The 14,796-nt window shown below is 42.0% G+C and carries 10 protein-coding genes; 4 read left to right on the forward strand and 6 right to left on the reverse strand.

Annotated elements, in window-relative coordinates; translation table 11 throughout:
• The first annotated feature begins 131 nt into the window (after window positions 1–131).
• Window positions 132–2,153 (forward strand): TonB-dependent copper receptor, encoded by a 2,022-nt coding sequence (locus BGP78_RS10645; protein ID WP_259386286.1) that lies wholly within the window; start codon window positions 132–134, stop codon window positions 2,151–2,153.
• A gap of 96 nt (window positions 2,154–2,249) precedes the next feature.
• Window positions 2,250–2,474 carry a DUF3820 family protein gene (locus BGP78_RS10650; RefSeq protein WP_119861373.1) on the forward strand — a complete coding sequence of 75 codons (225 nt, stop codon included), beginning with the start codon at window positions 2,250–2,252 and terminating at the stop codon, window positions 2,472–2,474.
• A 45-nt stretch (window positions 2,475–2,519) separates the two neighbouring features.
• Here the strand turns inward: BGP78_RS10650 and BGP78_RS10655 are convergent, their stop codons facing one another.
• The 6 genes from BGP78_RS10655 to ilvY form a co-directional block, all read right to left on the reverse strand.
• A complete protein-coding gene (locus tag BGP78_RS10655) occupies window positions 2,520–3,539 on the reverse strand; it encodes a sterol desaturase family protein (protein ID WP_119861374.1) in 1,020 nt (339 codons plus the stop codon).
• A 74-nt stretch (window positions 3,540–3,613) separates the two neighbouring features.
• Window positions 3,614–5,830: a TonB-dependent receptor domain-containing protein gene (locus tag BGP78_RS10660; RefSeq protein ID WP_259386288.1), complete on the reverse strand. Its 2,217-nt coding sequence runs from the start codon at window positions 5,828–5,830 to the stop codon at window positions 3,614–3,616.
• 10 nt (window positions 5,831–5,840) lie between these two features.
• Window positions 5,841–7,151 (reverse strand): imelysin family protein, encoded by a 1,311-nt coding sequence (locus tag BGP78_RS10665; RefSeq protein WP_119861376.1) that lies wholly within the window; start codon window positions 7,149–7,151, stop codon window positions 5,841–5,843.
• Between the two features lie 84 nt (window positions 7,152–7,235).
• Window positions 7,236–9,116, reverse strand: a complete 1,881-nt coding sequence (locus tag BGP78_RS10670; RefSeq protein ID WP_119861377.1) for a DUF4856 domain-containing protein — start codon at window positions 9,114–9,116, stop codon at window positions 7,236–7,238.
• Window positions 9,117–9,406: 290 nt separating this feature from the next.
• The gene (locus tag BGP78_RS10675) at window positions 9,407–10,090 is read right to left on the reverse strand and encodes a response regulator transcription factor (protein WP_119861378.1); all 684 of its coding nucleotides are present in this window, start codon (window positions 10,088–10,090) and stop codon (window positions 9,407–9,409) included.
• Between the two features lie 68 nt (window positions 10,091–10,158).
• On the reverse strand, window positions 10,159–11,058 hold the full coding sequence (gene ilvY, locus BGP78_RS10680; RefSeq protein WP_119861379.1) for an HTH-type transcriptional activator IlvY: 900 nt from the start codon (window positions 11,056–11,058) through the stop codon (window positions 10,159–10,161).
• A 120-nt stretch (window positions 11,059–11,178) separates the two neighbouring features.
• Between ilvY and ilvC the strand changes: the two genes are divergently transcribed.
• Entirely contained in the window at window positions 11,179–12,651 is a 1,473-nt protein-coding gene (gene ilvC, locus BGP78_RS10685) for a ketol-acid reductoisomerase (RefSeq protein ID WP_119861380.1), read from the forward strand.
• Window positions 12,652–12,848: 197 nt separating this feature from the next.
• The gene (locus tag BGP78_RS10690) at window positions 12,849–14,762 is read left to right on the forward strand and encodes a methyl-accepting chemotaxis protein (RefSeq protein WP_119861381.1); all 1,914 of its coding nucleotides are present in this window, start codon (window positions 12,849–12,851) and stop codon (window positions 14,760–14,762) included.
• Window positions 14,763–14,796 lie beyond the last annotated feature (34 nt).

The raw sequence follows: 14,796 nt of genomic DNA on the forward strand, positions 1-14,796 counted from the left end.
CCCTATAAATCGAATTAATATTTGACTTACATCAAAGGTAAGTCAAAACCTCTCACAGTGCGACAATCTGTCACACTGCAAGCAACACACAAATCTATAAAATCCATCATAAATTAATGACTTGAGACATTATGATGGAAAAAACAATTCTGAGCATAGCATTACTCACGGCAATAAGTACTCACGCTGAAAACTCTGACCTCGAACGTATCGTCGTCGTTGCTCCTATGCACTCCCCCCTTGATATAAAAACAGATCCTAAATTACCGCGCCAACCTCTCCCTGCACAAGACGGCGCTGACTTACTGTCTAGTATTAGCGGTTTCTCTTTAATAAAAAAAGGGGCCGCAAGCAGTGATCCTGTGTTTCGAGGTATGGCGGGTTCTCGACTAAATATCATAACCGATGGTGGTCTTACACTTGGCGGGTGTGGTAATCGAATGGATCCGCCCACGGCGTACATTACTCCGCAATCTTATGATTCGCTGACTGTCATAAAAGGACCACAAACCGTATTGTATGGTTCAGGTAATAGCGCCGCAACCGTGGTCTTTGAGCGTATCAACGAACGCTTAGAGCAAAGCGGTGTTTCTGGTTTCGCCAACGCAGTCATAGCCAGTGCAGAACGTCGAAGCCTTAATACAGACGTAAAAGCAGGTACTCAAGATTATTATATGAGATTAGCAGGCAGCTACAGCCGTGCTGATGATTTTTCTGATGGCGATAACACGCCTATTCATTCCAAATACAAACGCTGGAATGCCGACGCTGAATTTGCCTATACTCCTGCAGATGACAAAATAATAAGCCTCAGTTTCGGGCAAAGTGATGGTGAAGTCGCATATGCTGACCGCATGATGGATGGTAGCCTATTTGATAGAACGCACTCAGCGATAAAAACTGATTGGGCAATAGACCATGCCCTCATTAACAATGTTGAAGCGCAATGGTACTACAACAATGTTGATCATGTGATGGATAACTATAGCTTGCGTCCGTTTACCGCAACCATGATGATGAAAACTCCAACCGCATCTAACCCAGATCGCCGTACGCAGGGTGGTAAAATCGTATTTGATGCGTACTTTGATGACGCAAACTCAGTGATATTTGGTATTGACCACCAGCAAGACCGCCATCGAAACCGAATTAGTCGAAACCAACCCATCACGCCTTATGAAACACTTACGCGCATCACTGATGGAGAGTTTAAAAAAACCGGCCTGTTCACTGAATATGAATACAAGCTCAATGCCAAACAGCAGCTTATTTCTGGCCTTAGGCTCGATCGCTGGCAGGCAACAGATAAGCGCCAAAATATTTCGGTGATGATGAAAACAATGCCTAACCCTACCGCATCTTTAACCCGTAAAGACACTTTATGGAGTGGCTTTGCACGATTACAGCAACAAAATAACAACAGCAGCTACTTTGTTGGCCTGGGTCACACTGAGCGGTTTCCTGATTATTGGGAGTTACTGGGCGGTGGGCGTCAAAGCCCTAATAGCCTCAGTGCGTTCAATACCAACATTGAAAAAACGAACCAAATCGATGTGGGGATGTTACATAAAGCAAAGCGGTGGCAAGGGTCTGTTTCATTCTTCTACAGCCATATTGCTGACTATATTTTAACTGATAATTTATATGGTAATGCAGCGATGACAAAAAAAGTCACGCGTAATGTCGATGCCCAAACTTATGGCTTTGAAGCTGATATCAGTTATGACCTAACCAAAAATTGGGTCACAGGTGCGAGTATAAATTATGTCCGCGCGAGTAATTTATCGGATAATAGCCCGCTTGCTCAGCAACCTCCCCTACAGGCTCGATTTACACTCGATTATCAACGCACAAACTGGCATATGGGTCTGCTTTGGCGTTTAGTCGCAGCTCAACATCGCATTGCAGTCGGCCAAGGCAATATTGCCGGCCAAGACATAACTGATTCAACGGGCTTTGGGACATTGGCGCTTAACGCCAGTTACAGTCAAACAGAGTCACTTGATTGGAGTGTCGGTATCGACAATTTACTTGATAAGACCTACAGTGAGCACCTGAGCAAATCAGGCAGTGCTGTCAGTGGTTACCCTCAAATAGGTAAAATCAACGAAGCAGGCTTAACCTTTTGGCTCAACGCTAACTGGCGGTTTTAATCACTCATAACGTTTCAGGGTATATGGTTTTGCTTTATTAAAGCGCCTACCCTGATACACTAATACAACAACACAGCATATTATTAAACGGTATCAATGCACGACCAGCAAGCACTACTTAAAGCCATAAATACAAAAATGCCCTTTGGAAAATACGCAGGAACGCCTTTGCTACTGTTACCAGAACCCTATGTGGTATGGTTTAAACAAAAGGGTTTTCCAAGCGGGGCCTTAGGAGAGCAGTTGGCTATGATCTACGAAGTCAAACTGAATGGGCTTGAACAGGTACTTATGCCATTGCTTAAGCCGCATACCCGTTAGTGCTACTATCTCAAAAATTATTAGCGCCGAATTTAAAAAGTGGTCTCACTTAATTTTATCACCAGCTTCTTTTAATTGTGTGCTCTGTGGTGTTACCTTAGCCCCTTTATTTACCCATTTACTCGGTAACAAAGCCTTAAACCCTAAACGTATTGGTTTAACATAAATGGCTAGTAAGGAATCATGCCCCGCATCATACTTTCCCACTCCAATAGTAATATCAGGCGCTTGTGACGCACGTATTAATGAACCAAATAACCGATCCCAAATGGCCAGTGCCGAGCCTAAATTAGTATCGAAATGCAGTGGATTATCACTATGGTGAATTTGATGCTGGGCAGGACTGATAAACCAACGTTCTAATCTATCACCCCATGTAAAACGAATATGAGAATGCCTGAGATTAGCGCCAAAAATATTAAATATAAATACAAACGCATTTGCGCCGAGTATGTCGTACATACTCAACCCTGTGCCAAATAGGTGGTAGCCAAATCCCACCACAATGCCTTGCGTCAATGCCATTCGACACGCGTAAAAATAACTTTCTATCGGATGTGAGCGATAAATTGTAAAGGGAGTCAGTACTTTCGCCGAATGATGCACTTTATGTATTTCCCATAAGCAAGGCACCTTGTGCAAAGCTAAGTGCAATAGAAAACGCGTTAAGTCATCGATAATAAACAACATTAGAGTAAAGACTGCAATCACGGCAGTATCAGACCATGGCAAATGCAGTGGCGCACCAAATATAAACTCCAGCGTATCAGTAATAAAAATGGCGACCGGTACCATCGTTAACACAATGGGTGCAAACGTCAGTGCTTTAATTAAGGTATTGGTAATAAGTAAGGTGTAATCTAACCGCGCACTTTGGCAAAGCCACACTTGTTTGGGGAATAAAAATTTGAAAAAGCCTCGACCAGAACGAGCCGTGGTACTAGCAAAATACACTGGCAGTGCCAAAATAATCGCACTTAGTAAGTAAGGAATATAAATACGCTTATTTGCATCAAACAAATACGTTGGTAATGCAGCTAGACTTTGCCACAACTGCTCTAGCATTATCCTCTCCTCTCTAGCGACCTAGAAAAAAGGGCCAACTGAGTTGACCCTAGTTTATAACTTAGTATCAATCGTTAAAATTGATATTTAAACCCTGCCGATATCTGTCTTGGTTTACTAGGGCGAGCACCATATGGGCGGCGACTCACGATTTCAGTATCATCCAATACGTTATCGACTTTAACATAAATGCGACCATAGTTGTTTATGTCATAGCTCGCCGATAAATCAACGGTAATATTAGATGGAGTTTGTGCATCTGACAGTACAATACGTTCATTAGCTCTATCATCTGGTAAATTTTCAGCTACTTCTTCCATGTTACCCACATACTTAACCGCAGCAGTTATACGCCAATCAGCACTTGAAAGCCCAATCGTGAAAGACGCTTGATGGGTTGGTAAGTATGGCAATGGATCGCCTTTTTGTACCGAGCCCCACTGAGGAAAGACAGAGTCAAAATCTGACTTAAATTCACTTTCTGTGTACGTATACACAAAACTATATGGAATTTCTAAGTGAAGATTAAGTGGGTAAGACTGTGACAACTGGGCTTCAAGCCCATATACATCGACCTCACCACCACTGAATGTTTCTTCTCCGCATATTCCTGCGTTCGATTGCCCACAGGTTTCAGTCAGGTTTTTATAGTCATTGAAAAAAGTCACTAACTCTAGTTGAGTGACACCATCATTGAAGCGCCCACCAAACTCGTAATTAATACTTGTCTCAAGCTCTTCAGTGGCGCTACGCGCTGGTGCTGATGGTACAAACCCTTTATGCACACCAAACAATAACCCAGACTCTTCCGACAATTTATAGAAGCCACTGACACTTGGTAACCAAATACGCGTGGTTTTATCTTGAAAATTATTGGCATTTCGGTTGTCGTGATGGTGCATATCCATTAGCTCACCACGCACACCCACGCCCAAAGTTAACGCATCAACCGTGATTTGATCTTCAACATACACTGACCATGCTTTTGTCGACTCAACATTCTGAGTTTGAGGACGAACACCAAACCCCGTGTCTGTGGCCATCCCAGCTACCATGCTGTACGTTTCTTCAAAATGCTTACGCTCAATTTCATCTTCATGATAACGTAAACCTGCTGAAAGCGTATGTTCAAACCCTAACAAGTCAAAGTCAAAGCGACCATCAATTTGTAACCCTTGAGAATAATACTCACGATCATTAGTTCCCATATTTAGGTAGTAAGTCGTGTCTCCAGGTGAGGTTGAATTTTGCTGCCCTGAAATAACGCGATACTGTGAGTCGTAACGTTCAGCATCAGACAATATTGTTGATAAATCTTCGTCAACTTTATTTAATTGCTGGTTTAACAAGCCATTGAGTTTACGCCATGCCCGTTCATAGTCATTTCTATATAAACGTGTCGTCAACTTAAAGTCATCTGCATCAAGATAATGCGAGAACATTATTTGCTGATGCTCTGTTTCCATTAATGCAGGCTGTGACGCGGCATATCTGCGATACGGCGTATCTGCAAAGTCTTGCTCTGTTAATCCTAAGTAAGTTTCATCTGATTCTTCATCTGAATAAGAAAGCTTTAATGCAAATGTGTGATCAAATTCACCTTGGCGCATGGTGTAATTAAACTTGGCCAAAATATCATTCTTTTTAAAGCCAGTATCACCACCACCATCAAGGTCTTTGAACCCATCAGCCTTTAGTGACACACCTTCAATTAAAAAGCCCACATTATTAACCACTGAGCCAAAGTGACCATGTGCTTTTTGATAGCCATCAGACCCAGCGGCAATATCAATGCCCCCTTCTGAAAACTCAGGGATTTGACGCGTAACTAAGTTAATAGCACCCGCCACAGTTTGAGGCCCGTGTTTAATTGCCGCAGGACCTTTAAATACTTCTACAGCCGTCATTCTTGTTGAAACAGGAAAATAATAAGCTGCTGGTGCTGAATAAGGGGATGGGCCTATTAATACACCATCTTCCATAATGGTAATTTTTTTGCTCCGCTCAGGCGTTACGCCACGAAAACCAATGTTAGGGCGCAAACCATAACCATCTTCTTCACGAATATTAACACCCGGAACAGACCCTAAAATACGGTGAATATCATCATACTCAAACTTCTCTAACTCAGCCTCAGTTAATAAAGTCGCTGAACCTGCTTCCGTTCTCAGCTTGTCGTAATGACTCAAGATTTGAATATGTTCTAATTCGCCATCATCAGCAGGATTATCTGCTGCCACAGCGTGCGGTATTGCTAACACAACCGCCAGTGCGAGTAATGATTTTTGCATAAAAGGACCCTTAGTCATTGTCACCAGCCGAAGTTGCAGGAAGCTCTAGAGCAAGCTTATTAATAAAATCATTTTTCAGCTGATCCGTCACATCTTTTACTTTTGCATGAGTCGTTGTAACTGCCGGTGTATTGCTGTCCAACGCAGTTTGTAAATCCGTCGTGATGGCTTCTGAAGCAACTTTAGAATCACTTATACCTTGTAACATAATTGTTTTGGTATCTGTCGCTGACTGATTATCTAAGAAATCATCAAAGCCTAAATTACCATCGCCCCCGCCATTAAATAGTTGCTCAAACGCACTAATGTTGGCGCGAATGTTTTCTATCGAATGCTTTGCATAGCGCGATTCAACCGACTCAGGGCAAATACTTGTGCCACATGCATTATTAAACAAACCTAAAGGCGTCGCTAATTTGTAATCTTTTAGCTCTTCGGTCATGTAAAAAAGCGCATCTGATATTTCGTTGATCGCTTCTTTCGTCGAGTTAAACTTATTATTTGGTTCACCTGCACTTTTTAGTACATTGGCGTACCCTGTCGCACCTGACCACTGCGCAACAAGCGAATCAGACGAAACAGCCAAGTCTTTAGCTGCTTCAACAGCATACTGACAACGTGATACTTTACGTGCTTGATCAGCTCGACTATTCCAATCAGCTAGCACGTCACCAGCACTTGTAGAAGAGCAGCTATGTGTTAGCGTATCATTAAACAACAAGTACTCTAACGCATCTAAGCCGCGGCGTTTGTCGCTGCGCTTACTAATGTCGTAGGCGTTACCATTAATGTTGCCATTTTCGAAAAATACCACATCTTGATCAACACTACAGGTACTAACACTTGGCCATGAATATATATCATTACGTAACGACTTATCATTGGCGAGTAAAGGTCCGACAATCATAAGCTCAGCATGTTGCCAGCTTACCATGGTCTCTTTCCACGCATTTTGAGCCGCCAGTTTTGATGCCGTTAATTGAGCGAGTGCGTCGCTATCTTCCTGAGAGAGATCGAATACCGCTTCTAAGTCACAATAACTTTTAACCACACTAGGCAGTGCGTCAGATTTACTATCAAACTCATTAAACGTTGGCGTAAATACATTATCGGTCAAACTGACTAACAACTGTTTTTCTGAAAACTCTGGACCATTTGGATCCGTTGGCGTTGTTGGGGGAGTTGTCGGAGAGCCTGAATCATCATTTGAATCATTTACTGCATGATCAGAACCTGCGGTGTAAGACGTGCTATCACCACACCCACTTAGCACAAGTGCTAAAGCACTTGCGAGCAACAAAGGTTTAAAAGTATGTCCCATTAATTGCCTCTTTTCTCTGTTTTTAATACAACAAAAGGTTAGCCCTTACGGACTAACCTTTTCAAAATAATTAAGTGGTTACGTTTACCAAGCTTGCATTAAACTTTCTAATGCATCACCCGTTAAGACGTTGCCGTCTGTATCAGTCCACTGGTATGTATCACGTAAAATATTACGCGCAGTGATTAGGTCAGCTTTGTACTGTTCAACCGTTTTCACACCATCAGAAATTACAGGCGCATTACCCATTAGCTCATGTAGTTTAACAAAGTCAGCTGTTACTGCTTTATTTTCAACAAATGGCGATACAGGGTTAAACTGCATGTTAAATGCAAAACCTTTCATTTCAGCCCAATGCTTAGCAAATGCGTAAAACTGCTCTTTTGTATAAGTACCAGAAGAGATATCGTCAATGTCACCTTTGCTGTTGTCTAGAACATCGTTGATGTAATGAATTACAGTAGCAACAATTGCTTTTTCCCAAGCCAAACGTGCTGCAGTCGCGTAGCCATTTAACTCAACTAACTGTGCGTCAGTTAGTGCTGTACCGGCTGTGTCGTTTAACAATTTACGACCGTCAAAGAAAGCAGTATATGCTTCTTTCGTTAAATCAGTCGTTACTGGGCTTAAATCACGCTTTGCAGCATTCGTTGAGTTACCCCAGTTATATTCTGACTGTAAATCAATTTTGCCATCGTTATTTGTATCTTGCTTGCCATTAAAGCTTGCACGGCCATTGCTTTCGTCAGAATCAACCTTACCTGCAATTTCAGCATCGTTATATGATAAATAGTTACGCGCTGCACCAAAATAGCCGAAGCCTTCATCCCACTGGTGCTCAAGTTTAGTGTAACCCTTGTCATCAACCGTTGTGTCTGTATGACCTGACAGTAAACCTTTGCCATCTGTGTCATTGTCTAAGTAATCGTCAGTACCTTGTGAAAATGCAACGGCACCAAACAAGAATTTCTCAATCAACTGTTGTAAATCAACACCATCAGCTGTGATGTATGCTTTATCAATCTCGATATCGTGAACGGTCATCAGTGTACCACTGGCAACACTTGCTGCATTAGCTCTTAATACAGTGAATAGCTCATTCGTTAATCCACGAGGTGTGTTGTCAGCAGCAGCCAAACCCGCCCAACCGGTCAAGCTATCAGCGGCATTCCAATCTGTGTATTGGCCTTTCGCATCATTACCCGCAATCTTGCCATATAAATCTTTATGTGAGCCTGAAACATCCGTCAATAAAGTTTGAAGCGCGCCTTCAAACGCCGAAATAGTCAAGGCTTTAGTGCCCCAAATCTCTTCGTATTCAGCTTTAGTTTCGCTACTTACTTTAGCTTCAGTGAAATTCACATCACTGTTTACTGAATCGGTGTACGTACCAATTTTGTAGTAGTCATTAATTTTATCAGAGCCATTCTCACGGTCAGCAACAAACTCACTGCCTTTCATGTAATTTGAAAGCTCTTTAATCATAACTTGACGTGCAATTTGACCTGAATAGTGCACGTTAGACTCGCCAGTGTCTTTATTTACAAAGTCATAATCCATTTCATCAGTTACTGCGATTTCTAACTCTTGGCTAAAGTCCGCTGTGCCGTCAGATACTTTCACTGTTACCATGATTTTTGGTTCAGCTTCAAAGTTAAGAACCACGCCTTCTTTAACAGATAATGTAGTCCCTTCAATTACAAAACGTTCGTCATCCGTAGTAAACGTATGTGTGTCTGCAGCGTCTGAATCTGTAGCAGCCAATGTACCAACAACCTGAGCTGCAGCTAGGTTTTCTGTAACAACCTGTGCATCAGTAATGCTGATAGCTGTTGGTGCTGAGTTTGTTGGTGTTTCAGGAGTAGTTGGTGCAGTTGAGTCATTTGAACTTGAACCACCACAAGCTGTTAAACCTAGTGTTGCAGCCAGAATAGAAGTAGCGAGAAGAGACTTACGTAAAATCATTTATGATTTCCTCTGAAAATTATTAGTATTTACATTTTCTTATCTGGGATAAAAGTATACACGCATATAAATAGCAATCAATATTATTTGCGTTGCCAAAACAAAGTAAATATAAAGATTTGTAAATCTATAATTCTAAAAAATCAGCAATTTACAGAGTGAAAACGGCTAAAAACACAGATAAAATCAGTAATCTACCTGATAGTCATTTCGCTTTACAGCACTGCCTTCTATCTGCATTTTCATTCCCATCCTGGGCTTTATTAGTGCAAAAAAAGCAACATAAAACACTATTGCCATGCCTCTTTCACAAAAATATACCCTTGTTTCCAAATAGTTTTTATCTTGCTTGGCTGTGAGGGGTCATCCTCTAATTTTTTGCGCAGCCTCGATATACGCACATCCACCGTACGTGTATCATCTTGATAAGGTTTTTCTATGATCGTTTGGTACACATATTCGCGGCTTAACACGTTCCCTGCATTACGTGCCAATAACCATAATAGTTCAAATTCGTGGCTTGTCAGATAAACTTCTCGATTATTGAGTGTTACCAAACGTGCCCGGGAGTCAACCACTAGGCTACCAAAGGTCAGTACTGCAGATTTATCTGATGGGTATTGACGAAGCAATGCATTTAAGCGAGCTTGCCATAACCGTGGCGTTGCCGATGTTGTGATCACATCATCAGCGCCAGACTCTAGTAATGCACTATGCGTGTCTTCATCCTTTAAATCTGTGCACACCATAATAGGTGCTAAGAACTTAGCTTTTACTTTTTCAATTAAATGAGTTGGGTCACCCAGAGTAAAGTGTTCACTTAACACCACCCCACAGACATCCTCGCTCGTAGTCCACTGCGACATTTCATCCATATCTGAAAACTGAAAAACCTCATGCCCCGCTTCTTCAAACATTATTTTGCGTTGCGTGAAACACTCAACTTCGCTTTCAGCTATCAAGATTTTAGCCATTACTACACCTAAAGGATTAGTTTTTATTTTATTTCGGCTAGTTTAATGTCTGAAACTGAATGGCACCTTTACAAGCGAAACAAATTTTCAGCCGTTTCCCACAAAACTGTAACAACTGGATCCGTTAAGCGCTTTGTTTTGCACACCAAACCAATTTCTATCGGCTCTATTAAGTCCAGTGAACTGAGATAGCGAACCTGATCTTTAAAAGGGCTTTGCGCTAAAACTATTTCAGGCACACACGCCACACCAAAGCCTAAGCTTGCTAATGCAACCATTGCTTCATGGCCCGAGACATGGGCATACACTCGCGGTGTAAAAGCCTGCGTTTTACAAAACTGATCTAATCGGTCTTTCAATATCCCTTGTTCAGGCATAATAAAAGGGAGCTGGCTCCACTGAATATTGTTGCTTTGCTGCAATGAAAGTAACTCTGTTAGTGGACACGCCACAATGGGTGCAACAATAACAAGCTGCGACTCCCCTAGCGGCAGATAAGATAGACTTTGTGGTAATTGCGCAGGCTTTACTGCTACAGCGAGGTCTTCTTTGTCGTTTAATACATGCGTAATAGACAGTGCTGGGTCTCCAGTATTTAAATTAAGCTCTATGGCCGGATACTGCTGCCTAAATTTAGCAAATAGGTCATAAACAAAACTATAGGTTGCAGTGACTGAGCAATAAAAGCTTAACTCACCGCTTAAAGGCTGACCATTATCTTGGCACTCACTTTTAAATTGCCGCCACTGTGCCAATGTTGAGCGTGCATACTCAACAAAAGCCTTACCTTGAGCTGTTAAGCTCACGCTGCGATTGTCCCTAATAAATAAAGCAATATTTAGCTCCGTTTCGAGCTGCTTTATTTGTCTGCTTAAAGTGGGTGCACTGATATGGCACTGCTCGCTCGCTCGGCCAAAATGCAATGTTTCAGCTAAGGCTAAAAAGTACTTTAACTGTTTATGATCCATACGCCTTATGTTTCACATTATGAAATACTATGATTCAAATATATCATTTTACGTAACTTAAAACAGGGCATATGCTGACTTTATATTCTATTTAATACTCTATTATTTTAAGGTACTAACATGGCGAACTACTTTAACTCTCTTCCTTTAAGAGAACAGCTAGCACAACTAGCCCAATGCGAATTTATGGATCCACAAGAGTTTAACGATGGTGTTAACGAATTAATCGGCAAAAAACTCGTTATTGTCGGTTGTGGTGCACAAGGTCTAAACCAAGGTCTTAATTTACGCGATTCAGGGTTAGATGTAAGCTATGCATTACGTGAGTCGGCCATTTCAGAAAAGCGCCAGTCATTTTTGAATGCCTCTGACAATGGGTTTATTGTTGGCACCTATCAAGAGCTAATTCCTGATGCAGATTTAGTACTTAACTTAACCCCTGACAAGCAACATACCGCGGTTGTTAGTGCGGTTATGCCACTGATGAAAAAAGGCGCTACGCTTGCTTATTCACATGGTTTCAACATTGTCGAAGAAGGCATGCAAGTACGTGAAGATCTTACGGTAATTATGGTTGCCCCAAAATGCCCAGGCACAGAAGTGCGTGAAGAATATAAACGTGGATTCGGCGTACCGACACTCATTGCAGTGCATCCAGAAAACGACCCACAAGGTAAGGGTCTAGCGCAAGCCAAAGCTTACGCAGCAGGGACAGGTGGCCATCGTGCAGGCGTATTAAACTCCTCTTTTATTGCTGAAGTAAAATCAGATCTCATGGGTGAACAAACCATCTTATGCGGCATGTTACAAACTGGCTCACTGCTATGCTTCGATAAAATGGTAGAACAAGGTATCGACGCTGCATACGCATCAAAGCTCATTCAGTATGGCTGGGAAGTCATCACTGAAGCATTGAAGTATGGTGGCATCACAAATATGATGGACCGCCTATCAAATCCAGCAAAATTAAAAGCGTTTAGCTTAAGTGAAGAACTTAAACAGATCATGCGCCCACTGTATAACAAACATATGGATGACATCATCAGCGGCGAATTTTCTCAGGGTATGATGTCTGACTGGGCTGAAGATGATGCAAAGTTATTAGCTTGGCGTGCTGAGACAGGTGAAACTGCTTTTGAAAAGCAAACCAACACCACGCAAGAGATTTCAGAACAAACTTTCTTTGACCAAGGTATTTTAATGGTGGCAATGGTTAAGGCGGGTGTTGAACTGGCTTTTGAAACCATGACGGCCGCAGGGATCATTGATGAATCTGCGTATTACGAGTCACTTCATGAAACACCGCTTATCGCAAATACAATAGCACGTAAAAAGCTGTATGAGATGAACAGTACTATTTCAGATACTGCAGAATATGGCTGTTACCTTTATAACCATGCATGTTTGCCATTATTAAAACCATTTATGGAAAACATTAATATCGATGTGATTGGCAAAGGGCTAGATACCACCAGTAACTATGCAGACAACCAAGCACTTATTGATGCTAACTATGCAATTCGCACTCACCCAGTTGAAGTCGTTGGTGAAACACTGCGTGGTTACATGTCAGCAATGAAAAAAATAGTATAAACCAGTTCGCTTGTTAGAAACCGAGCCCATACGCATTTGCTATGGGCTTTTTTAATCGAATTTTAAATTCCAGTCACCAATGTACCCATTACTGCATTATACAAAAGTGGTAATTTAATGAACAACCCCTATCCTTTCTTCGCTCGCATTATTGTATATGATAGAATAGTCGCCTTGTTTTAGAAAAGTGTGGATCAATGCGAAAAACTAGCCTTACAATCACTCAAAAAATTACATTATTAGGAAGCTTAATTGCAATAACCGTTGCCAGTATTATTGGTGCTACTGCGATTTATAGTGCAAAAACGATGACCGAAACGCGCATGCTTGAGTCTGAGTTACCAGCCAAAGTTGACAGCATTAATAAAACGATAGCCAAGCAGATTTACCAACTTAAAAATGCGGCTAAGCAGCTCTCTAGCAATGTATTCATTACGGAGTCTGCAAGGAACGATACTCTCAACGAGACCCAACTTGTTAATGAGTTGAGCCGTTTAGTTGATCAATATGATCTCGCTACTGCTTCTTGGGCCAACCGTGAAACCAGCCAATATTGGAATCAAAATGGGTTTTTACGTGTGCTTAACCAACAGCAAGACGGGTGGTTTTTTGGCTTTAAAGATAGCCAACAAGAATACTCTATTAGCATTTTCCAAGAGTCCCCTGGTGATGTAAAGATGTTCGTTAACCACCAGCAAACACGTGACCTTGGTCTAGCCGGGTTAGCTAAAAGCATTGATGATATGCAAAGTATGCTAAGCAATATGGTGATTGAGAAGTCTGGCTTTGTATTTGTTGTAAACAAAGCAGGCACCATTCAATTACACCCAGATGCCGCGTTGGTGGCAACCACCTCGCTGCGAGATTTATATGGCAACCAAGCGGTTCGTAACCTGCTCACCAATCGTGCATTTGTGGTAGAAAAGCTCAATGTCAGTGACCAACCAACGTTAGTAGCGGCCAGCCCTATTGAAGGCACTGATCTATATGTCATAGCACAAGTCCCTGAAGCTGAAGTCATCGAAGAGATCACGCAACTCCAGTGGCAAATAATCGCGTTCTCGATTGCCGTCGCCCTGATAGCAAGTTTGATCAGCCTATTCTTGGCCAAAAACCTCAGTGCGCCGTTATCAAATATGGCCAATTTATTTGCCCGATTAGGCAGCGGTGATGCTAAGCTGAACTATCGAGTACCTGAATCTGAACAACCTGAATTACAAGCTCTGGCTGAAGGTTTTAATCAATTTATCAGCAAAATCGAAATGGCTATCAAAAAAGTAGCCAGCGAAAGTCGAGATATTCGCAGTACCAGCGAGCGTGTATTTGCTCAAAGCCAAAGTAATTCAAAGTCGCTTGATGAACAAAAGTCCCAAACTATCTCTGTTGCTGCGGCAATTAACGAAATGGGGGCGACTGTCCAAGAAATTGCAGGCAGTGCAAATAATACAGCCAAGCTCACTGAACAAAGTAAAGCAATGTCAGATCAAAGTCACAGTGGGGTTCAGCATAGCCAAACACAACTTCAAGACTTAGCGAGTGATATTGATGCTATGGCATTAGAAGTCACCACACTTGCAGAAAAAACACAATCTATCGCTAACATTGTTGATGTGATCCGCGGTATTTCAGAGCAAACGAACTTACTCGCACTTAATGCAGCCATTGAATCCGCGCGAGCTGGTGAACATGGTCGTGGGTTTGCTGTTGTTGCTGACGAGGTGCGTGCGCTGGCCAGTCGCACATCACAATCGACCGACGAAATCCAAGCAACTATTACAGAGTTGACCGTCGCGTCTGATTCAATTGTGAAAAAGATCAGTCAATCTAAGCATCAAGCAGTGCAGAGTGTTGAAACAATGCAAAGCTCTGTCGAACTGATGGAAACAATTACTGAGACGGCGAATCAGATTAACGACATGACAACGCTCATCGCAGCCGCAACAGAAGAACAGAGTAATGTCGTCGCCGATGTGGGCAGAAGCATTGAGCACATAAGTACAATTAGCGATGACGTCATGAATGAGCAGCTAAATACTGAACAATCAATTCAAGCACTTGCCGATTCAGCCAAAACTCTAGATAGCTTAGTCGCAAGCTTTGAACAGAACTGATCAAAAGCACTAACTTTGGCATATGCCACATAGT

Origin of the sequence: Pseudoalteromonas sp. MSK9-3, from assembly GCF_003590335.1 — a bacterium.
In the GTDB taxonomy this organism is placed as follows: domain Bacteria; phylum Pseudomonadota; class Gammaproteobacteria; order Enterobacterales; family Alteromonadaceae; genus Pseudoalteromonas.

Coding starts and splice junctions, on each gene's coding strand:
- BGP78_RS10645 (WP_259386286.1), top strand. CDS start 132: ATGATGGAAAAAACAATTCTGAGCATAGCATTACTCACGGCAATAAGT.
- BGP78_RS10650 (WP_119861373.1), top strand. CDS start 2,250: ATGCACGACCAGCAAGCACTACTTAAAGCCATAAATACAAAAATGCCC.
- BGP78_RS10655 (WP_119861374.1), bottom strand. CDS start 3,539: ATGCTAGAGCAGTTGTGGCAAAGTCTAGCTGCATTACCAACGTATTTG.
- BGP78_RS10660 (WP_259386288.1), bottom strand. CDS start 5,830: ATGCAAAAATCATTACTCGCACTGGCGGTTGTGTTAGCAATACCGCAC.
- BGP78_RS10665 (WP_119861376.1), bottom strand. CDS start 7,151: ATGGGACATACTTTTAAACCTTTGTTGCTCGCAAGTGCTTTAGCACTT.
- BGP78_RS10670 (WP_119861377.1), bottom strand. CDS start 9,116: ATGATTTTACGTAAGTCTCTTCTCGCTACTTCTATTCTGGCTGCAACA.
- BGP78_RS10675 (WP_119861378.1), bottom strand. CDS start 10,090: ATGGCTAAAATCTTGATAGCTGAAAGCGAAGTTGAGTGTTTCACGCAA.
- ilvY (WP_119861379.1), bottom strand. CDS start 11,058: ATGGATCATAAACAGTTAAAGTACTTTTTAGCCTTAGCTGAAACATTG.
- ilvC (WP_119861380.1), top strand. CDS start 11,179: ATGGCGAACTACTTTAACTCTCTTCCTTTAAGAGAACAGCTAGCACAA.
- BGP78_RS10690 (WP_119861381.1), top strand. CDS start 12,849: ATGCGAAAAACTAGCCTTACAATCACTCAAAAAATTACATTATTAGGA.